The organism is Haladaptatus sp. DYF46 (assembly GCF_021083305.1).
Classification (GTDB): domain Archaea; phylum Halobacteriota; class Halobacteria; order Halobacteriales; family Haladaptataceae; genus Haladaptatus.
This window is the reverse complement of the sequence record NZ_JAJFAY010000001.1, coordinates 1,050,431-1,069,193: the sequence shown is the minus strand read 5'-3', so window position 1 is coordinate 1,069,193 and position 18,763 is coordinate 1,050,431. Positions and strand designations below refer to the sequence as shown.

At 64.6% G+C, this 18,763-nt stretch carries 19 protein-coding genes; 6 read left to right on the top strand and 13 right to left on the bottom strand.

Annotation, left to right across the window (positions count from 1 at the left end):
* Positions 1 to 104: 104 nt before the first annotated feature.
* Together LJF34_RS06010 and LJF34_RS06005 are read right to left on the bottom strand one after the other, a co-directional pair.
* Positions 105 to 1,499 (bottom strand): deoxyribodipyrimidine photo-lyase, encoded by a 1,395-nt coding sequence (locus LJF34_RS06010; protein WP_231183915.1) that lies wholly within the window; start codon positions 1,497 to 1,499, stop codon positions 105 to 107.
* Between the two features lie 63 nt (positions 1,500 to 1,562).
* Complete coding sequence (locus tag LJF34_RS06005; RefSeq protein ID WP_231183913.1) at positions 1,563 to 2,456, bottom strand: hypothetical protein; 894 nt, start codon at positions 2,454 to 2,456, stop codon at positions 1,563 to 1,565.
* 150 nt (positions 2,457 to 2,606) lie between these two features.
* On the opposite strand from LJF34_RS06005, the gene LJF34_RS06000 reads away from it, so the two are divergent.
* On the top strand, positions 2,607 to 4,166 hold the full coding sequence (locus LJF34_RS06000; protein ID WP_231183911.1) for a long-chain fatty acid--CoA ligase: 1,560 nt from the start codon (positions 2,607 to 2,609) through the stop codon (positions 4,164 to 4,166).
* Between the two features lie 309 nt (positions 4,167 to 4,475).
* On the opposite strand, the gene LJF34_RS05995 is transcribed toward LJF34_RS06000, so the two are convergent.
* From LJF34_RS05995 to LJF34_RS05980, 4 genes are all read right to left on the bottom strand, one after another.
* A complete protein-coding gene (locus LJF34_RS05995) occupies positions 4,476 to 5,549 on the bottom strand; it encodes a YhjD/YihY/BrkB family envelope integrity protein (protein ID WP_231183909.1) in 1,074 nt (357 codons plus the stop codon).
* Positions 5,550 to 5,604: 55 nt separating this feature from the next.
* Entirely contained in the window at positions 5,605 to 6,588 is a 984-nt protein-coding gene (locus LJF34_RS05990) for a PrsW family glutamic-type intramembrane protease (RefSeq protein ID WP_231183907.1), read from the bottom strand.
* 50 nt (positions 6,589 to 6,638) lie between these two features.
* Positions 6,639 to 7,823, bottom strand: a complete 1,185-nt coding sequence (locus LJF34_RS05985; RefSeq protein ID WP_231183905.1) for a lactate 2-monooxygenase — start codon at positions 7,821 to 7,823, stop codon at positions 6,639 to 6,641.
* Positions 7,824 to 7,932: 109 nt separating this feature from the next.
* Positions 7,933 to 8,295 (bottom strand): helix-turn-helix domain-containing protein, encoded by a 363-nt coding sequence (locus tag LJF34_RS05980; protein ID WP_231183903.1) that lies wholly within the window; start codon positions 8,293 to 8,295, stop codon positions 7,933 to 7,935.
* 109 nt (positions 8,296 to 8,404) lie between these two features.
* On the opposite strand from LJF34_RS05980, the gene LJF34_RS05975 reads away from it, so the two are divergent.
* From LJF34_RS05975 to LJF34_RS05965, 3 genes are all read left to right on the top strand, one after another.
* Entirely contained in the window at positions 8,405 to 9,694 is a 1,290-nt protein-coding gene (locus tag LJF34_RS05975) for an MFS transporter (protein WP_231183902.1), read from the top strand.
* A 118-nt stretch (positions 9,695 to 9,812) separates the two neighbouring features.
* Positions 9,813 to 10,814: a TIGR04024 family LLM class F420-dependent oxidoreductase gene (locus LJF34_RS05970; protein WP_231183901.1), complete on the top strand. Its 1,002-nt coding sequence runs from the start codon at positions 9,813 to 9,815 to the stop codon at positions 10,812 to 10,814.
* A gap of 279 nt (positions 10,815 to 11,093) precedes the next feature.
* Positions 11,094 to 11,501 carry a luciferase family protein gene (locus tag LJF34_RS05965; protein WP_231183900.1) on the top strand — a complete coding sequence of 136 codons (408 nt, stop codon included), beginning with the start codon at positions 11,094 to 11,096 and terminating at the stop codon, positions 11,499 to 11,501.
* On the opposite strand, the gene LJF34_RS05960 is transcribed toward LJF34_RS05965, so the two are convergent.
* From LJF34_RS05960 to LJF34_RS05950, 3 genes are all read right to left on the bottom strand, one after another.
* Positions 11,498 to 11,728 carry a hypothetical protein gene (locus LJF34_RS05960; RefSeq protein WP_231183899.1) on the bottom strand — a complete coding sequence of 77 codons (231 nt, stop codon included), beginning with the start codon at positions 11,726 to 11,728 and terminating at the stop codon, positions 11,498 to 11,500. The two genes, LJF34_RS05965 and LJF34_RS05960, sit on opposite strands and share 4 nt — an antisense overlap.
* A complete protein-coding gene (locus LJF34_RS05955) occupies positions 11,728 to 11,871 on the bottom strand; it encodes a hypothetical protein (protein ID WP_231183898.1) in 144 nt (47 codons plus the stop codon). The genes LJF34_RS05960 and LJF34_RS05955 overlap by 1 nt, the downstream gene beginning before the upstream one ends.
* 181 nt (positions 11,872 to 12,052) lie before the next feature.
* Positions 12,053 to 13,042, bottom strand: coding sequence for an EamA family transporter (locus LJF34_RS05950; protein ID WP_231183897.1), 990 nt, complete (start codon positions 13,040 to 13,042; stop codon positions 12,053 to 12,055).
* A gap of 167 nt (positions 13,043 to 13,209) precedes the next feature.
* Here LJF34_RS05950 and LJF34_RS05945 point away from each other — a divergent pair, with 167 nt between their 5' ends.
* The gene (locus LJF34_RS05945) at positions 13,210 to 14,898 is read left to right on the top strand and encodes a thiamine pyrophosphate-binding protein (RefSeq protein WP_231183896.1); all 1,689 of its coding nucleotides are present in this window, start codon (positions 13,210 to 13,212) and stop codon (positions 14,896 to 14,898) included.
* On the opposite strand, the gene LJF34_RS05940 is transcribed toward LJF34_RS05945, so the two are convergent.
* Positions 14,889 to 15,563, bottom strand: a complete 675-nt coding sequence (locus tag LJF34_RS05940; protein ID WP_231183894.1) for a class I SAM-dependent methyltransferase — start codon at positions 15,561 to 15,563, stop codon at positions 14,889 to 14,891. The genes LJF34_RS05945 and LJF34_RS05940 overlap by 10 nt on opposite strands.
* A gap of 110 nt (positions 15,564 to 15,673) precedes the next feature.
* On the opposite strand from LJF34_RS05940, the gene LJF34_RS05935 reads away from it, so the two are divergent.
* Positions 15,674 to 15,946: a hypothetical protein gene (locus LJF34_RS05935; RefSeq protein WP_231183892.1), complete on the top strand. Its 273-nt coding sequence runs from the start codon at positions 15,674 to 15,676 to the stop codon at positions 15,944 to 15,946.
* Here the strand turns inward: LJF34_RS05935 and LJF34_RS05930 are convergent.
* The 3 genes from LJF34_RS05930 to LJF34_RS05920 form a co-directional block, all read right to left on the bottom strand.
* On the bottom strand, positions 15,943 to 17,364 hold the full coding sequence (locus LJF34_RS05930) for an FAD-binding oxidoreductase (RefSeq protein ID WP_231183890.1): 1,422 nt from the start codon (positions 17,362 to 17,364) through the stop codon (positions 15,943 to 15,945). The genes LJF34_RS05935 and LJF34_RS05930 overlap by 4 nt on opposite strands.
* Positions 17,365 to 17,435: 71 nt before the next feature.
* Entirely contained in the window at positions 17,436 to 17,996 is a 561-nt protein-coding gene (locus LJF34_RS05925; RefSeq protein ID WP_231183889.1) for a maltose acetyltransferase domain-containing protein, read from the bottom strand.
* Positions 17,997 to 18,044: 48 nt separating this feature from the next.
* The gene (locus LJF34_RS05920) at positions 18,045 to 18,737 is read right to left on the bottom strand and encodes a 6-hydroxymethylpterin diphosphokinase MptE-like protein (protein ID WP_231183888.1); all 693 of its coding nucleotides are present in this window, start codon (positions 18,735 to 18,737) and stop codon (positions 18,045 to 18,047) included.
* Between the last annotated feature and the right edge of the window lie 26 nt (positions 18,738 to 18,763).

Below are 18,763 nucleotides of genomic sequence, written 5' to 3'. Positions count from 1 at the left end.
TTCGGCCGACGACGATGAACGACGCCGATCCATCTCCGTTCAAAAAGGACTACCGACGATACCGACGGTTGTGAACGGAACTTCCGTGAAGTTCCGCTTCCCGTTTACCCTCTTGCGTTCTCGAACATCGTGATGGCCATCTCGCGGCGTTCCGAATGGTCCACGATAGGGGCGGGATACTCGGGTGCGAGGTCCTCGCGTTCGTCCGGGTCGAGTTCGGTCCACTCGTGAACCTTCTCCGGGGGAACGTCCGACAGTTCGGGGACGAACCGTTTGATGTACTCGGCATCGGAATCGAAGCGTTCGCCCTGCGTCATGGGGTTGAAGATGCGGAAGTACGGTTGGGCGTCCGTGCCAGTGGACCCCGCCCACTGCCATCCGCCGTTGTCGTTCGCGGTGTCGTGATCCACGAGTTTCCGCCGATACCAGTCGTAGCCCTCGCGCCAGTCCACGAGCAGGTCCTTCGTCAGGAAGGAGGCGACTATCATGCGAACGCGGTTGTGCACCCACGCCTCCTCGCGGAGTTGGCGCATCCCGGCGTCCACGATGGGATAGCCAGTTTCGCCGTCCTTCCACGCCTGCACGCCGTCGGGGTCGTCGCGCCACGCGATATCGTACCGGTAATCCTTGTAGTTCTCCACGACCACGGATGGATCGTCGTCGAGGACGTGCGCGTAGAACTCCCGCCACGCGAGTTGACCCTGAAACTCCTCGACGGATTCGGCCTCGTCCTCGTTCCCCGCGTCGTTTTTCGCCCGCTCGGTCGTCTTCCACACGTCCCGGATACCGACGGTGCCGAACTTCAGATGCGGCGAAAGCCGGGACGTCGCTTCGCGGGCGGGGTAATCGCGCGCCTCGTCGTATCGATACGCGTCGCGCTCGCAGAATTTCGAGAGCAGGTCGCGGGCCGCCTCGGTCCCGGCGGGCGGAATCGTCCCTTCCGGTTCCTCGAACCCGAGGTCGGCGAGCGTCGGAATTTCGATTCCGTCCTCCGCGACTTCGTCCGGAACGACGATTTCGTCGGGCGCGTCGAACGGCGCGTCCTTCTCCCGGTCGCGCCACTTCTTCCAGAAGTAGGTGTAGACGGAGTAGTAGTCGCCCTGATTCGTCGTGATGGTCCCCGGCGTGTGTAACAGCGCGTCGTGGTACGCCCGTCGTTCGATGCCCGCATCCGCCAGCACGTCCCGAACGTCGGCGTCGCGTGCCTTCGCCAACCCGGAGTAATCCCGGTTCCAGACCACGCACTCCGCGTCACACCGCGTCGCGATTCGGGGTATCTCCTCGCGCGGGTCGCCCCGGAGGAACAGGAGATTGCCACCGCGTTCCCGATACTCGTCACGGAGGGAGTCGAGCGCGGACAGCATGAACGACACGCGAGGCGGGGCCGCGTGGAAGAGGACTTCCTCGTCGAAGACGAACACCGGAAGCACGGGGTCGCTCGACGAGAGCGCCCGGTTGTCTTCGACCCGGAGGTCGCGGCGGTGCCAGTGAACGTACATACCGGACGGATGGGGTGCGTTCACTTAACCGTCGAACCCACTCTGTGTGGTTCGAACCCTCGACTACCCTTTGGACGGGAGGTAGCCGAGCATCGCGAGGAGAGTTGCCGCGAGTAGGCTCAGGATGAACACCCCCCAGAACCCCGCGAGACGCTTGTTTTGGTGCTTCACGGTGTCGATTTGGGACTGATACGCCTCGACGTCGCTCGACAGTTCCACAGAACTGTTGTTCGGGTAGTGGACGGCGTACTCCTCGCCGTCGAGCGTCACCGTCGTTCCGGCGGGAAAGTGCATCTCTCGTGGGGTTCCGCCACGGATGAGTGTCGTCGTGAGGGCACTCGTCGTTCCGAGTTGGACGCTGGTCGTTCGGGGTGCCGTCCACTCGATTTCGACGCCGGACTCGCTGATGTTCGCCACGGTTGTGCTGTTGTTGGCGTATTCGAGCGTCTCTCCGCCCGACAACCGTACGGTCCGTGGCGTTCCGAACTGCTCGCGTTTGTACTCGTCTTCCGGGACGAGCGTCTTGTTACCGGAACTTCCGTTCGTGACGACGTAGGTCACGTTGTCCCGCGTCACCGTCTTCGTCCCATTGCTCAGGTTCCGGACCTCCCGGAGCGTCGCTTGCGCGACGTTCGACTCGTTCGGAATCAGCACGCGATACGTGATGTTTCGGCGGGAAACCGTCGAGTTGTTCTCCCACGTTTCGGTGTACGTCGCCGACTCGTTCGTCCATCGAGCGCTCGCGGAGCGGACGAGTTTTCCGTCCTTTATCGTCGCACTGACGTCGGTAACGTTGTACCGTCGGTCCCCGAAGGAGAACGCGTCCCCGGTGGAAACCGTCCGGTCTGGCTGTTCCATCGTCGCCACCGGTTGTGGTGTCGTCGAGAGCGCGACGAACGCTCCCGTCGCGACTAACAGGAAAAACGTGGAGTACACTGCGACAGCGCGTCGTTGCATGGACGGTTATTGTATCCATCTATCAAGAACTGCGTGCAAGATAGTCGGTGAGTAGGAACCACCGAAAGACACATAAAAGAGAAAAAGGCAATCCATAGAACAGGATTTTCCAATGATGTTTTATAATGAGGGTCCACGTTATACCTAGACATGGTAAATCTTACCGAGTCGGTTGCGGACACGGTTTCCGACTACACAGACGCCCCGGCCATCGTCACCGAGGCGCGGACGCTGACGTACGACGACCTTTGGGAGCAGGTCAGCGGTTTCGCTGCCGGGTTGGAGGAACGCGGTATCGGCGAGGACGACAGGGTCGCGGTCTACCTGCCCAACGTCCCGGAGTTCGTCCTGACGTTCCACGGGACGCTCGCGGCGGGCGGCGTCGTGGTCCCGATGAACCCGCAGTATCGGACGCGAGAGATCAGCCACCTCCTCTCGGACAGCGGCGCGAAGGTCGTCGTCACCCTCCCGGACCTCGTTCCCGTCGTGGAGGCGGTCCGCGAAGATTCGGACGTGGAGTACGTCGTCTCCGTCGGCGAAAGCGATGCGGAGGGCGTGACGTCCTTCGGCGACTTCCTCGCCGAGGGTAACGGCGAAATCGTACCGCGGGAGGACGATGACCTCGCCGTCCAACCCTACACCAGCGGGACGACCGGAACGCCGAAAGGGGTGAAACTGACCCACCACAACCTCACCTCGAACGCGCACGGGTCCGCGGCCCTCGCGCCGGGTGGAATCGACTCGGGCGACTCCCTCCTGGGCGTCCTCCCGCTCTTCCACATCTACGGGATGACGGTGTGTATGAACGGGACCCTGTTCAGCGGCGGTGCCTTCTACCCGCTCCCGACGTGGGACGCCCAGCAAGCCCTGTCGCTCATCGAGGATGCGGAACTGACGCTGATGCACGGCGTCCCCGCGATGTACAACGACATCATCAACCAACCGAACGCCGCGGACTTCGACCTCTCGTCCATCCGACTCGCCGGCGTGGGCGGCGGCGGCATTCCCATCGAAGTGCTCCGACGGTTCGAGGAACTGTACGACGCGAAGATATACGAGGGCTACGGCCTGACCGAGACGAGTCCCGTCACGCACTTCAACACGCCCGACAAGGGCCGCCGGGTCGGCAGTATCGGGACGACCATCGACGGCGTCAGCGCCCAAATCGTGGACGACGACTTCGAGGAGTTACCGCCGGTGGAGAAGGGACCCCTCGCCGAGGACGACGCCGAACTGGACGACGTAACCGGCGAAATCGTCATCACCGGACCGAACGTGATGGCCGGGTACGCGGGCCTCCCGGACGCGACGGCGGCGGCGTTCACCGAGAAAGACGGGGAGCGCTGGTTCCACACGGGCGACATCGGCTACTGGGACGAGGACGGTTTCTTTTACGTCGTGGACCGCAAGAAGCACATGATCAACACGGCGGGCTACAACGTCTACCCGCGCGAAGTCGAGGAACTCCTCTTCGAACACCCCGCCGTCGCGGACGCCGCCGTCGTCGGCATCCCGGACGAGCGACGGAACGAGACGGTCAAAGCCTTCGTCGTCCTCACGCCGGACGCGGACGTGACCGAAGACGAGGTTCAGGAGTACTGTCTCGAACGACTCGCGGCGTACAAACACCCGCGCGAAGTCGCGTTCGTGGACGAACTGCCCCGGACGACGACGGGAAAAGTGCAGAAGTTCGAACTGCAACAACAGTAGCGAAGCACTGATAGAAAATTTGATAGTACTGTGGTCTGATAGTTAGGCTGGCTGGCGTTCACCAGCCCTATCGTGACCGTTCACGGACGAACGGTTTCGTTGTTCATGGTTTCGGGAAGCGGGTCCGCTCCTCCTCTCGGCGACCCGTTTCTCCGACGCGACCTATCTCTCGATGACTGTATCGGCGACCATCCCCATCTTCTCGTGTGGTTGATACCAGTAGCGGTACGTCCCCGTGACCTCGAACGAGTAGTGATGGCGATAGTCCGCGTTCCTCGTCGCACACGTCGCTTCGTTACGAGAATACGGCTACGAGGAGGTGTCGCTTTTCGGCGCGACGGAATCGTCGCCCGCTTCCTCCGTGGGGACGCGCCAGCGGAGTGTCACGAAGCGCTCCGTCCCGTCGTCCGTGGAAACCTCCCCCTCGGTCACGTCGATGTGGCCCGTCGGTCGGGTGAATTCCTTCCGGTCGTCGGGCGCGGCCGGACGAATCCGCTCGTAACGCCCTGCGACTCCCTCGCGGAGGTCACGGAGGTAGACCGCGAGTTCGTCGCGGGTCAACGACGCTTCGCGTTCGGTCCCATCCTCGGCCTCCTCATCCGCCCCGGAGTACCCGCCGAGGACGGCGTTGATGACCGCACCGAGCAGGAGGACGAGCCCCGAGAAGTACAGCCACGTGACGACGACGATGACGCCGCCGAACAGGCTGGCGGAGCTATCGCCCTTGGACGCTAAATACACCTGAAAGAGCGCTTGAAGCGCGGCCCATCCGACCGCCGCGAAGACGGTTCCCGGCAGGACCTGTCGCCACTCCAGTTCGGCGTCCGGAAAGACGTAGTACATCGGAAAGAACGCGAGGACCAGACCGGCGACGAGCACCAACGGGGTGACGAAACCGAGGTACGGGACGGTGTCCGCGAACGCGCCGAACACCGCGCTGACGGCCACGGTTGCGACGATGGCGACCGTGAGTGCGACGAGAACGACGAGCGCGTCCTTCACTTGGTCGAGAAAGGAGTTCCCGGTCTCGGTGTCGTAAATCTCCGAGAAGGCCGTGTCGAGACCGCGGAATATCTTCAGCGACCCCCACACGAGGACGACGAGTCCGATGAGCGACGCGCCGCCCGCGGACGCATTCGATTGGAACACCCGTCTGATGACGTCGGCGATGGGTCCGGGAAGCGACCCCCCGGCGAGTTCGAGGATTCTGTCTTCGAGTCCCCCGCCGACGACGCCGACGACGATGAGGAGCAAGAGGAGTATCGGTGCGAGTGAGACGAACGCGTTGTAGGCGATACCCGCCGCCATGAGCGTCACGTTCTTCTCCGAAAATTCCGAGGCGACCCGTTTTCCGGTTCCCGTCATTCCGCCGAGGCTGACCATGGACGATGGAACACGATGACGGTAAAGAGCGGTGCGGCCGATGACACGTCGCCCGCTACAGCCATCCCAACCGCACTTGGTCCTCGTAGTACTCCCGTGATCGCCGAATCTTCCGGAACAGGTAGGTCGCCACCAACCCCGAGAAGACGAGGACGTACACGAGCAACCAGAGCAACACGTCGCCGCCGAAGACCGCGGAGAGGACGTTCGTCACGAACCCGGCGGTCGAGTTGTAAAACCCGTGCAGTAACGCCGGGAGGGCGATTCCCTTGACGATTATCGGTCCGCGATTCGTGGGGACGATCTTCGCCAATCCGAGGTAGTAGCCGGAGATGGCCGCCCAGAGGACGTGGTTCGGGCCGACGATGGCGCGCGTCACCGCGACGCCGGAGACGGTGACGGCGGTGCCGCCGTGGATTCCGACCGACCCGACGACGTAGGTCAGGTTTTCGATGGTCGCAAAGCCCAACCCTGCCATCGCCCCGTAGACGGCACCGTCCACCGCCGTCTGGAAGTGCGGCGTCCGATACGCGTGAAACCGAACGGCGAGCCACTTCACCGTCTCCTCGACCGGTCCGACGACGAGGAAGAAGAACGGCACGATGGCGAGGGTTTCCACGCCGACGCCGGACAACACGCCCATTCCGACGGTGTTGATTATGGCGGCGAACGTGGCGAACACCACCCCGAGGAGGAAGGTGGCGACGAGCGTCGGAATCGGTTCGCGTTCGGTCGGGTCGGCACGCCAGATGTACGCCGCGAGGAGCAGTGCGGGCACGATGGAGAAGAACGAGAGCAACCCGAGAAGCGGGCGTCGCGCGAGCGTCGTCGTCACCAACCCGAGTTCGATGAGGACGAACGTCAGGGCGAGCAGGAGCGTGACGCCGCGGGTCGCCTCGGAAAGGATGTGGTACAGCCGAAGCGAGAGCCTGTCCATCCGCGTTCGTGGCTCCCACGACTCGATGTCGTAGGAATCCTCTCCCATCATCACGGTCCGTGTCCCCCCGTCGGCCGTTTCCTCCCGGTCGTTTTCCCCCATACCCGTGATGGCTACGGGCGCGACCCTCAAAGGGTTTCCTCGGTCGCTGATCACTCCTTGCTTTCGCGCAGGGTCGCGCGGGACACGTCCTCGAAGGAGGTGTGTCCCGACAGCGCCAGCGTCAAATCGAGGTCCGCGAGGAAGTTCCGCAGCACTTCCCGCACGCCCTCGCGTCCCGCGATCGCGAGACCGTAGACGTAGGGACGCCCGAGCAGGACCGCGTCGGCACCGAGCGCGATCGCGCGGAACGCGTCCGCCCCACGACGGACCCCGCTGTCGAAGAGGACCGGAACGTCGTCGCCGACGGCGTCCACGACGCCGGGCAAGGCATCGAGCGCGCCGATCGCGCCGTCCACCTGTCGCCCCCCGTGGTTCGAGACGACGAGGCCGTCCACGCCGCGTTCGACCGCTTCGCGGGCGTCGTCGGGGTGGAGGATTCCCTTCAACAGTATCGGCAGGTCGGTGTGTTCTCGGAGGAAATCGAGGTCGTCCCACGACAGCGACGGGTCCCCGAAGGTTTCGGTGAACCGCCAGAGCGCGGAACTCATGTCCTCCTCGGGCGGCGAGTCGAGCGCGTCGCGGAACGCCGGATCCGAGAGGTAGTTCGCCACGCCCTCGCCGTCGAGGAACGGGAGGTAGGCGTGGTCCACGTCGCGTTCGCGCCATCCCATCATCGGCGTGTCGAGCGTGACGACGACGGCCTCGTAGCCCGCGTCTTCGGCCCGCGAAAGGAAACTCGCGGTCACGTCCCGGTCGGCGCTCCAGTAGAGTTGGAACCAACCGAGCGTGTCACCCAACTCGTCGGCCACGTCCTCCATCGTCTCGGACGACGCCGAACTCAACACGAGCGGCACGTCGAGGTCGGCGGCGGCCCGCGCGGTTGCGAGTTCGCCCTCCTCGTGGATGATGGACTGGACGCCTATCGGCGCGAGCATGACCGGGACGGGAAGCGTCCGCCCCAAAATTTCGACCGACAGGTCGCGTTCCGACACGTCGCGGAGCATCCGCGGGACGATTCGCCAGCGGTCGAAGGCGCGGCGATTCTCGTCCTGCGTACTTTCGGACCCGGCGGACCCCGCGACGTAGGCGTGGGCTTCCGGGGAGAGGTGTTCCCGTGCGAGGTCGGCGAGTTCGTCGGGAGAGGCCGGGAGGTCCGGCGTTTGGTCGGCGAGCATTCCCCCCGCGTACACCTCTCGCTGGCGGTCCGGTCCGAACGGTTTCGAGGGTTCGTCCATACGGACCTGACAGACCGTGAGGGATTATACTTTGTTCCGGGCGGCATGCCGGTGGCGGCGTCGGATCGAACGGATTCGAACCGAGCGTCCCGACGAGCGAGTCGTCCCGTCAGAACCGCCCCGGCGTCAGATGGACGTGGAACAACTTTTCACAGTCCTCCTCTCCGCAGACCGGGCACGTATCGTCCTCCTCGCCCTCGAACTCGTCCGTCGCCACCGGGGTCGCCGCCGAGATGACCCGCGTTCCGGCGTGGCCCAACTCGTACCCCGACTCGGTTTGCCGGACGAAGTACTCACAGAGCTTCGTCAGGTGGTAGTTGAACTTTCCCGTGTCGCGCACCCCGACCCGCTCGCGCAGTTCGGTGAACGAAAGCGTCTCCGAGGCGTCGGCGAGTTCCCGCAGGATGGACATCCGAATCTCGTTTCCCAGCACGGAGAGCGCGTCCATGGAGGGTTCCGTCCCGTTCGTCATGTCGGTGACGTTCGATGGGATCGCCCATCAATCCCCCGAAAACGTATTTATATGCTTACAGAACTGGCGTTCACCGAACCCTCATCACCCTCGCGTCGGGACGGTGTGTATGGCTGAAATCGACTCGTCGGCCGAATCGGCGGATTGGCGCGACCGGTTCGGCGCGTCGAAAACCGGGACGCTTCTCGCCAACACGGGGTTCCGACGGCTGTATCTCGCCCGCACGGTCAGCGGCGTCGGCGACGAACTGTACTTCATCGCCGCGATGTGGCTGGTGTACCAGTTGACCGGTTCGACGTTGTACACCGGCGTCGCCGGGTTCCTCTCGCGACTCCCGCAAATCGTCGGATTCCTCTTCGGCCCGCTCGTGGACCGTTCGCGCCTCTCCCGCCTGCTCGTCCTCGTCGCGGCGGCCCAAGGCGTCGTCGTCCTCGCCGTTCCGTTCGCGTCCCACGTGGGCGCGATGAGCGTTCCCCTCGTCCTCACCGTCGTCGCGCTCCTCTCCCTCCTCGGACGGGTCAACGCACCGGCGGAAAAGGCCGCCCTCCCGCGACTCGTGGACGACGAACTGCTCCCGCGCGCGAACTCGCTCGACTCGTCGACACAGCAGACGCTCGGTGCGCTGGCACAGGCGTTCTCGGGCGCGCTCATCGCCGCGTTGGGTGCCGTCGCGCTGTTCGTCTTCGACGCGATGACGTTCGCCGTCGGCGGGCTCTTTTTCCTCCTCCTTTCGGTCCCCGCCACGGAGAAGACGGGCACGTCCCCGTCGGCGGGGGAGTACGCGGCGGACATCCGCGAGGGGTTCGACCTGATTCGAGGGTCCGTCGTCGGCCACATGGCCGTCGCGGCGGGTATCGCGACCGCGTTCACCGGCATGTCGGCGTCGGTTCTCCCGGCGTTCGCCGACACCTTCGGCGGGGCGGAGACGTACGGCCTCCTCATCGCTGCGTCGACCGTCGGACTCCTCCTCGGGTCGCTCGTCGCGTCGCGGTTCGAGTCCGTCCGGTTCGGGCGCGTCACGATCGTCGGATTTCTCGTTGCAACGGTCGGACGGGTCGCTGCCGTCAGTACCGGATGGTTTCCCGCGGTACTCCTCGTCTACGGCGTCGCGGCCGTTCCGCTCGGCATCTACAACGTCCTCGTCAGCGCGACGATTCAGACCGGCGTTCCGAACGACCTGCTCGCTCGCGTGAGTTCGACCATCGGCAGCCTCATCGCCGTCGTCGGTCCGGTCGGCTACCTCCTCGGCGGCTATCTCGGGGACGTCGTCGGAAGCCCCGTCGTCATCGGACTGTCCGGCTTGGGGTACTGTCTGCTCGCTGTCTACTGGTCGGCGGTTCCTTCGCTCCGCGGGTTCCCGCCCGTCACCGACGTCGAACCGAACTCCTTCGGCGCGTGAAGCGCCCGGCTCTCCGGTGGGATAAACGCCGTTCACAAAACCCTGCGTTCAACTCCCGGAAACTCCCGAATCGTGAACATCGACACTGATAGGTGTCCACACGAATCATTCGTACAGAATGGCTGCAACGAGAGCAATTCATCTCCCGGTCGCGGCGCAACCGAGCGTGGAGACGCTCGTGGACTTGACACAGCGGGCGGAGGAGTTGGGTTACGACCACGCGTGGCTTCCCGAGACGTGGGGCCGCGACGCGGTGACGAGCCTGACGGCGATGGCGCTCGGGACGGACGAAATCGGCCTCGGCCCGTCCATCGTGAACGTCTACTCGCGATCGCCCGCGCTCATCGGGCAAACCGCTGCAACGCTCCAAGAGGTGTCCGACGGGCGGTTTCGCGTCGGCATCGGCCCGAGCGGTCCGGTCGTCATTCAAGGCTGGCACGGCGAGGGGTTCGACCGTCCCCTTCGGCGCACCCGCGAAACAATCGACATCGTTCGGACGGTGCTGTCGGGCGAGACGGTGAACTACGACGGCGACTGCTTCACGTTGGGTGGCTTCCGACTGCGGTGTGACCCGCCGGAGACGCCGCCGCCGATAGACGCCGCGGGGATGGGACCGAAATCGGTCGAACTCGTGGGACGGTTCGCCGACGGGTGGCACGCGACGCTGTTCACGCCGGACGGCATGGAGGACCGCCTCGACGACCTGAGGAGGGGCGCGGACCTCGGGAACCGCGACGTGGACGACGTGGAAGTGACGCTCTCGCTGACCTGCTGTGCGCTGGACGACGGCGAACGCGCTCGAAAACTGGCCCGGCAACACGCGGCGTTCTACATCGGCGGCATGGGCACGTACTACCGGGATTCGCTGGCCCGACAGGGCCACGAGGAAGTCGCGTACGACATCTCGGCCGCGTGGGCGAACGGCGACAAGGAACGGGCGACCGAACTGGTGAACGACGACCTCTTGGACCAACTCGGCGCTTCCGGTACGCCCGAACGCGCACGCGAAGAGTTCCGGAAGTTCGCCGCCATCGACGGCGTCGATGCTGTCGCGGTCGGCTTTCCCCGCGGAGCGACGGTCGAGGAGGCGCGCGAGACGATGACCGCGTTGTCTCCGTAAGTCCGAACTGGTTGGGGAACAGTAGCTTTTACCTCGCGTGACAATCGCATGCTGGGACGAATTTCCGGCGTCCCAGACGTGCCTCATAGACACTGCAACCTTGCACGGGTGGCCTACCATGGGCCATCCCTGTATTGCCCGAACCGTTCCCTTATACTGCCGACGTACTCGCGTCTCGGAGGCCCTTCCCCCGAAAGGAGCAAATCGAAGAGGGACCTACTATCCGGTATGCCGAGCGTTTGCGCCCACGGTCGGAAACGCGATGGCATGGGGGTAACGATGACCGACACAATCGACATAATCGTCGCGGACGTATCGGAGTGGGACGGCGTGAAAACGGGCGAACACCGCTACGGGGGAACGGAGTTCTCCCTCGGACCGCGTGAAATCGGCCACGTCCATCGGTGGGGAATCCTCGACATAGCGTTCCCTCGACGGGTACGTAACGAACTCGTCGCCGAGGGGAAGACCGGTCCCCATCACATCTATCCCGAATCGGGGTGGACGACCTTTCGCGTCGAGGGGCCGGGCGACGTGGACGAGGCGCTCTGGCTCTTACGACTGTCCTATCTCTCGCACGTTGCGGCGATGTCGGATGTCGCCGACACGGAAATCCCCTCATCGCTCGACGTTGACGCGGAGTTCGACGCCCTCGAACCGAGCGGCGAACTGCGGGCACTCCTCTAACTCGTCGCCCACTCCGTCGCCGCTTCGACCGCCTCGGCCCGCGAGTCGGTTTCGGTGATGGTCCGCCACTCGTCCTCGTCCACGTCGTAGGCGTAGACGGCGTACCCCGAGTCGCGGTAGGTCAGGTTTTCCACGTACAGTTCCCGATCCTCGTCGTCGCGCAGCCAGATTCGAATCTGTTTGCCACCTTCCAAATCCTCCCGACGACGCCAGCCTTCGAGCGGCACTACGCTGCCCCCCAGTCCGTGATGCCGAGGACGCGGTCACAGTCGGGACACGTCCAGACTTTCGGCGTACTCGCAGCGGCCCCCCGTTCGAGGCGCTGTGCCCAGTCGGTGATATCCTCCTCGCAGTATGGACAAATCGTCATACAACGGGGCACGACGGCGTTCGACTTGTACGTTCGGGCGAGTTGAAGTGTATATGTTTTTAACATCTCTACCTCTTCCGAAACGACGGGGTAAGTCGGGAGCACGGTTCGATGGCAACGCCACCATCGGAACCGACATCGAGTCGAAAAACGAAAGGAACGTCCCAGTCACCTCGGTCGTTTATCCGCGATAGTAGGCGTTACCCGAAACGACGACGGTCTCCGAAGAGGTCGCACCGGGAGGCGAACGCGACGGACGGCGCGCCGCGACGACGCCGCGTTTGAGGGCCGCCCGCTTCAGCAGGACGAACCCGGCGACGATGACGAGGAAGCCCGTAATCGTGGCGTCGGTGATGGGTTCGCCGAGCAGGAGCGCCCCGAACACCGTGGCGACCACCGGAACGGCGTAATTCACGAGATTGACCTCGTTCGCGCCGATTCGGCCGAGCAGGTCGAAGTAGATGAGGTACCCGCCGATGCTGGCGACGACCGCGAGGTACACCAGCGAGACGGCGGCGGACCGGGTGAGCGAGACGCTCGGCCAGCCTCGAACCGCGGCGCTCGTCGCGTGCAGGACGAGCGCGCCGACGGCCATCATCCACGCCTGCTGGGAGAGCGCCGGGAGCGTCGTCCGCAGGCGCTGGGTCACCACCGACGCGAACGCGAAGACGAGGGAACCGACGAGCAGCAATCCGACGCCGACGGTGGACCCGCCGAGCGACGTCGGGTCGGCGACGACGACCACGCCGAGGAGCGCCAGCAGGATGCCCCCGATTTCGAGCGCGTCGAACCGCTCGTTCGGCAGGAGCGCCAGCGCGAACACCGGCGTGGCGACCGGTTTCAGACTGAGCACGACGGCACCGACGCCGCTCGTGACGTACTGTTGTCCGGTGAAGAAGAGCGCGAGGTAGAGGCCGAACATGAAGACGCCGCCGACGCCGACGAGCGTCCAGTCGGTTCGCGTGGCCGGCCGCCACTGAAAGTCGTCCCGGCGGAATCCGAGGACGGCGACGACGGTCAACAGTATCCCGCCCGCGATGTCGTAGCGAAGCGCCGCGAACAACACCGGGGGGAGCGTCCGCAACCCGGTTTCGATGGCGACGAACGACGAACCCCAGACTACCGCGAGCAGCGCGAACAGCACCGCATTTCGATATCGTGATGGAATCATGGTAACTTCGTAAACACCTGAGTTCAGTTGGTGACGGCGGTAGTAGGCCCTCACACTTGAAAATTCTCGCAGAGACGATACCGTGTCACACGGGGACTCGCGTCGGATAGTAAAAAATAGTTACATACCTCCAGAACTCCTTTGGTCGCTCGCAACCAGTCACCGCCATGGCAGAATCACGGACGGGAGCCGAGTTGTTCACCGACGCGCTCGAATCCTACGGCGTTCGGCACGTGTTCGGCAACCCCGGAACGACCGAACTCCCCGTCATGGAAGCGCTGGGGGGAAGCGAGTTGGAGTACGTCCTCGCGCCCCACGAGGACATCGCGGTCGGCATGGCGGCCGGATACGCCAGCACGAAGAACTACCGCGCCGGCGAGGACGGCAGTCCGGTCGGCGTCGTCAACCTTCACGTCGCGCCGGGCGTGGCCCACGGCCTCGGAAACCTCTACGGTGCGTCGGTGACGGGCGCGCCGCTCGTCGTCACGGCGGGGGCACACAGCCTCGATTTCCGCCACGAGGAACCGATTCTCTCCGGCGACGTCCTCGCCATGACCGACCAGTTCACGAAGTGGAGCGCGGAGGTCACGGACGTCGAGGCGCTTCCGACGATGCTCCGACGGGCGTTTCGCGTGGCGCAGACGCCACCCACCGGTCCCGTCTTCCTCTCGCTCCCGCTCGACGTGATGATGGCGGAAACCGACGCCGAACCCGAGCGACTCGGCCGGATTCAGAATCCGGGTGCGGGCGACCCGGCGGCAATCGAACGCGCCGCGGACCTGCTCGCCGAGGCCGACGACCCGGTTCTCGTCGTCGGCGACCACGTCCCCCGACACGACGCGTACTCCGACACAGACGCGCTGAACGCGGCGGTGAGATTGGCCGAGGCGACCGGCGCACGCGTCCACGCCGAAATCCTGTCCTGCGAGGTGCCCTTCCCCGGCACTCACGACCAGTGGGTGTCACACGTCCCGCCGGACGAGGACATCGCTGCCGCGACGATGAATAGCGACACCGTCGTCTTCGCGGGCTGTTCGACCAACACGACGCTCACGCGTCACGACGGGGACCTCGTGCCCGATACCGCCACGGTCATCGATCTGAACGACGAACCGTGGCAGGTCGGCAAGAACGTACCCGCCGACGTGGCCGTGACCGGCGATTTGGGTCTCGTACTGGACGAACTCGCCGACGCGGTCGAAATAGAGGACGACGAACTCGCGGGGCGGTTGGAACGCGTCCGGCAGTTCAAGGAGTTCGCCCGACAGCAGATGGCGTCGATGGGCGAAGGGGACGATGAGGGCCCGCGGGCGTCGAAAGCAGAACTCGTGGACGCCCTCCGCGAGACGCTGTCCGCGCCGTACATCGTCGACGAGGGCGTCACCTCGAAGTACGTCATGCTTCTTCGCTGGCCCTTCGAACGCGAATCCTACATCTCGAACAAGGGCGGTGGCCTCGGCTACGGCCTCCCCGCCGCGGTCGGTGCCGCGATGGCCGAAGCGGAGACGGACGATCCGCGACAGGTCGTCGGATTCGTCGGCGACGGGTCGTACCTCTACTATCCCCACACGCTCTACTCGGCGGCGCGGTACGACGTGGACGTGACCGTCGTCGTTCCGGACAACCGCAACTACCGCATCCTGAAGGACAACACGCTGAAACTGTTCGGCGGCGAGGACGAGGACCACGAGTACGTCGGAATGGACTTCGAACCCCCGGTCGACATTCCGAAGAACGCGGAGAGCCACGGCGCGTCCGGCTATTTCGTGGAGTCGCCCGACGACATCGAGGAGACGTTAGAGGCGGCCTTGGCGGAGGACGGGCCGAGCGTCGTGGACGTGTTGGTTCACGACTGAGACGCGGAATCGGCGGCGTCGGCGGACTCGACCGGACGAAACACCCGAAACGTGTCCCGGTCGAGCGTTTCGGAGTCGATTTCGGCGAACCCGCGTTCGGTGAAGATTCGGTTCCAGTTCCGGTAGTACAGCGGGAACTCGTCACGGACGTAGTTCACGTCGGGTTCGCTTCCGTCCGATTCGTCCGTTTCCCCCGATTCAGATTCGTCGCTTACCTCGTTTTCGACGGTGATCAGGCGTTCGCCGGTTATCCGCGCCACCTCGTCGAACACCCACTCATCGTCCGGGTGGAGGTGCTGGAGCGTTTCGACCGAAAACACCACGTCGAACTGACCGTCGTCGAACTCGGGAACGGTCTCCTCGATGGCGTCGATGTGGAACGTTCCCGCCTCGGCGAGGTCCGGGTACGTCTCCTCCATCACGGAGAGCGCTTCGTCGTTGATTTCGATGCCGTGGAGGTCCTCGTAACCCGCCTCGTGGAGGCGGGCGAGGTGCCGACCCGAACTACACCCGAGTTCGAGAACGGACGCGTCCGACGCGACGGCTGAATCGAGGCGAGCGCGAAGCAGTTCGCTCGTCTCGTCGGGTCCGTAGTAGGCGTAGTAGTCCGGCGAGTACTCTCCCGACCGTTCCTCCCACTGTTGACGGACGCTGTTTGGGTCCATCTATCCCCCTACGCGGTCCACCCATAAACTCCCTGTCGTTCCGAACGCACTCGACTTTTCGTCGGTCGAATGCCGATATCGTTTTATCACCGACTATCATTCGATGTGATATGGATTTGCGTGGGGAATGGCACAACGGCGCACGATCACCTGAAGCGTCCTCCTCCGCGGCACGCGGAACCCCGATCAGTTGGCACCTCGGCGACCACCTCTCGAACTCCGCCGACGTTTCGCGCGTGACGGAGCGAAGCACGGCGGGACGGACGGAGACGGTGTACGACCTCACCGAGGAGACGTACCTCGTGCGAACGCGAACGCCCGTCGGACGCGAACGCTACCGCGAAGTGCCGAAACGCGACCTCGAACTCGACCACGAACCTTAATTCGACGTTCGGTCATCGACTTGCCCGCCACCGACCGTCTCGGGGAACATCTTTCCCGGATTGAGCGTGTCGTTCGGGTCGAGCGCACGCTTTATCCGTCGCATCGTTTCGACGCTTTCGGTCCCGTGTTCCAATTCGAGATACTCCCGTTTCCCCCGCCCGATGCCGTGTTCGCCCGTGCAGGTACCGCCCCACTCGATTGCGGTGTGGACGATTTCGGTCTGTGCCTCGCGCGCTCGTTCGATGTGTTCCCCGTCGGATTCGTCCACCAACACGGAGTAATGGAGGTTGCCGTCTCCGGCGTGACCGAAGCAGGGAATCAACAGGTCGTGTTCGTCGGCGAGTCGTCGGACGAGACGAACCATGTCGGGATACCTGCTGATGGGAACCGTCACGTCGCCGAGGTGGAGCGGCGAGAGGTCGGGGTCGTAGGCGTCCACCGCGAAGGCCATCTCCCGCCGGAGTTGCCAGAGGTCATCCATCCCGTTCCCGTCGGCGACCTCGAACCGGGCGACGTCGTGTGCTTCGAACACCGAGCGACAGAACTCGATTTCGTCCTCGACGCCGTGATTCGCGTGGAATTCGAGGAACACCATGGGAACGTCGGGCAGCGACGACCCGGTGTACGCGTTCGCCATCGTCGCGCTCGTCTCATCCACGAGTTCTATCTTCGCCACGTCCACGCCCGACCGAACCGCGTCGGAAATCGCGTCCACTGCGTTGGTGAGCGAGTCGAAGACGGCGCGACCGCCGCGAATCTGTTCCGGCCGCCCGGCGAGTTCGAGGGTCGCGCGGGTGACGACCGCGAGCGTTCCCTCGCTCCCCACGATGAGGTCCTTCAGGTTGTACCCGCTCGACGTCTTGACCGCCTTGCTCCCCGCCGTGATGACCGACCCGTCCGCGAGGACGGCTTCCAGTTCGAGAACCCAGTCGCGAACCTCGCCATACTTCACCGTCTGCATCCCGCTCGCGTCGGTGGCTATCATCCCGCCGACCGTCGAGATGTCGCCCGACGAGGGGAGGGGCGGGAAGAACAACCCGTGTTTGGCGACGGTTTCGTCCACCTCGGCACCCAGAATTCCCGGTTCGACGTCGACCTGAAAGTCGTCGGGTCGGACGTCGAGCACGCCGTCCATTCGCGTCATGTCGAGGCTGATGCCGCCGCGGGTCGGTGCCGCGTTGCCCTCCAGTCCCGTCCCGGCGGCGTAGGGCGTCACCGGAACGCCGCGCTCGTCCGCCGCCGCGAGTATCGTCGACACTTCCTCCGTCGATTCCGGCCAGACGACGGCGTCCGGTTCCACTTCCTCCGCTTCTCGCGTTCCCCAATCGCCCGCGTGCCCGGCGCGGTGTGAGTCGCCGAAGGAGTATCGGTCGTCGGGGAGCGACAGGTCGCGGAGAAACGAGCAATCGTGCGCCATGCGGTACCACTCGGCGCGCTGTGAAATAAACCTGTTCGAACCTCGGGCGAGGACGGAACCAGCACCCGAACTCAGTCGTCCAGTGCCCTGATGACGGTCGCCGGATTTCCGCCGACAACCGTATTTTGCGGAACGTCCTCGGTGACGACCGCTCCGGCGGCGACGACGGCTCCGTCTCCGATTTCGACGCCCGGATTGACGACGGCCCTGCCGCCGACCCACACGTCGTCGCCCATCGTCACCGGCTTTCCGTACTCCGGTCCCTCGACGCGAGTTTCGGCATCGAGCGGATGCGTCGCGGTATAGACGTGGACGCCCGGGCCGAGCCAACAGTTCCGGCCCATTTCGACGCGACACACGTCCAGAATCACGCAGTCGAAGTTCGCGTAAAAGCCGTCCCCGACGTGGACGTTGTAGCCGTAATCGCAGCGAAACGGCGGTTCGACGTGTGGGTCTTCGCCCGTCGAACCGAACAGTTCCTCCAACAGCGACCGTCGTACCTCCGTCTCCGTTTCGTCCGTCCGGTTGAACCGTCGGGTGTACTCCCTCGCCCGTCGTCGCTCCTCCGCGAGTTCCGGGTCGGCAGGGTCGTACAGTTCGCCGGCCAGCATCTTCTCCTTCTCGGAAACCATCGTGGGTTCGATTTCCCGGCCGAACCCAAAAAGCATCGGACGGGTGGACTACTCGAACCATGGCGCGTCGGTGTCGATACCGTCCCGCCGACCGTCGAGAACCGAGAACCGCTCGTCGCGCCGTCGTTCCAACCAGTGGAGGAGGCGTTCGGCCCAGTCGAGTTTTTTCGACTTCATCGAACCCACGGTCGTATCGTCGAAGTCCCATCCGGGGAAGACCAGTTCGCCCGCGCCGAACTGGTCCGCGAGGAACGCCGCTCGGTCGCCGTCGGTGAACCCGCCGAAGTTCTCGACCGCTCCGCGGGGCTCCGCCTGCGTCGTCGCAAGCACGTGGTTGGCGTCGAACGTCGCGACGTACGCTCGAATCGCCGGGATGTTGTCCCCGTGGGCGTGTGCCACGACCGGAACGCCACCCTTGCTCAACTCGCGGGCCGTCTCCGGGTTCTTGTCGAGGTCCGTCACCATGCAGTCCACGTCGATTCCGGCATCGAGGAGGACGTCGGCGGCCGTCGAGGCGGCGACGACGTACTCCGCTTCGCGCGCGAGGTCCAGTTCCTCCGAAAGTGACGGGGCCGCGCCCGCGATGGCGACGGTGCTTCCCGCAATCGTGTCGAGACGAGCGTGGTCGAACGGAACGGCGATGTCCGAAAGAACGTCGCGGGCGCGCTCGTCGTCTTCCCGCGGGAATCCGAAATCCGAGAGGATGGCGCGGTATGCGGGTTCCCACTCGTCGAAGTTCACGAGGACCTCCCGAACGAAAGCCGTCC

Coding starts and splice junctions, on each gene's coding strand:
- LJF34_RS06010 (WP_231183915.1), bottom strand. CDS start 1,499: ATGTACGTTCACTGGCACCGCCGCGACCTCCGGGTCGAAGACAACCGG.
- LJF34_RS06005 (WP_231183913.1), bottom strand. CDS start 2,456: ATGCAACGACGCGCTGTCGCAGTGTACTCCACGTTTTTCCTGTTAGTC.
- LJF34_RS06000 (WP_231183911.1), top strand. CDS start 2,607: ATGGTAAATCTTACCGAGTCGGTTGCGGACACGGTTTCCGACTACACA.
- LJF34_RS05995 (WP_231183909.1), bottom strand. CDS start 5,549: ATGGTCAGCCTCGGCGGAATGACGGGAACCGGAAAACGGGTCGCCTCG.
- LJF34_RS05990 (WP_231183907.1), bottom strand. CDS start 6,588: ATGGGGGAAAACGACCGGGAGGAAACGGCCGACGGGGGGACACGGACC.
- LJF34_RS05985 (WP_231183905.1), bottom strand. CDS start 7,823: ATGGACGAACCCTCGAAACCGTTCGGACCGGACCGCCAGCGAGAGGTG.
- LJF34_RS05980 (WP_231183903.1), bottom strand. CDS start 8,295: ATGACGAACGGGACGGAACCCTCCATGGACGCGCTCTCCGTGCTGGGA.
- LJF34_RS05975 (WP_231183902.1), top strand. CDS start 8,405: ATGGCTGAAATCGACTCGTCGGCCGAATCGGCGGATTGGCGCGACCGG.
- LJF34_RS05970 (WP_231183901.1), top strand. CDS start 9,813: ATGGCTGCAACGAGAGCAATTCATCTCCCGGTCGCGGCGCAACCGAGC.
- LJF34_RS05965 (WP_231183900.1), top strand. CDS start 11,094: ATGACCGACACAATCGACATAATCGTCGCGGACGTATCGGAGTGGGAC.
- LJF34_RS05955 (WP_231183898.1), bottom strand. CDS start 11,871: ATGACGATTTGTCCATACTGCGAGGAGGATATCACCGACTGGGCACAG.
- LJF34_RS05950 (WP_231183897.1), bottom strand. CDS start 13,042: ATGATTCCATCACGATATCGAAATGCGGTGCTGTTCGCGCTGCTCGCG.
- LJF34_RS05945 (WP_231183896.1), top strand. CDS start 13,210: ATGGCAGAATCACGGACGGGAGCCGAGTTGTTCACCGACGCGCTCGAA.
- LJF34_RS05940 (WP_231183894.1), bottom strand. CDS start 15,563: ATGGACCCAAACAGCGTCCGTCAACAGTGGGAGGAACGGTCGGGAGAG.
- LJF34_RS05935 (WP_231183892.1), top strand. CDS start 15,674: ATGGATTTGCGTGGGGAATGGCACAACGGCGCACGATCACCTGAAGCG.
- LJF34_RS05930 (WP_231183890.1), bottom strand. CDS start 17,364: ATGGCGCACGATTGCTCGTTTCTCCGCGACCTGTCGCTCCCCGACGAC.
- LJF34_RS05925 (WP_231183889.1), bottom strand. CDS start 17,996: ATGGTTTCCGAGAAGGAGAAGATGCTGGCCGGCGAACTGTACGACCCT.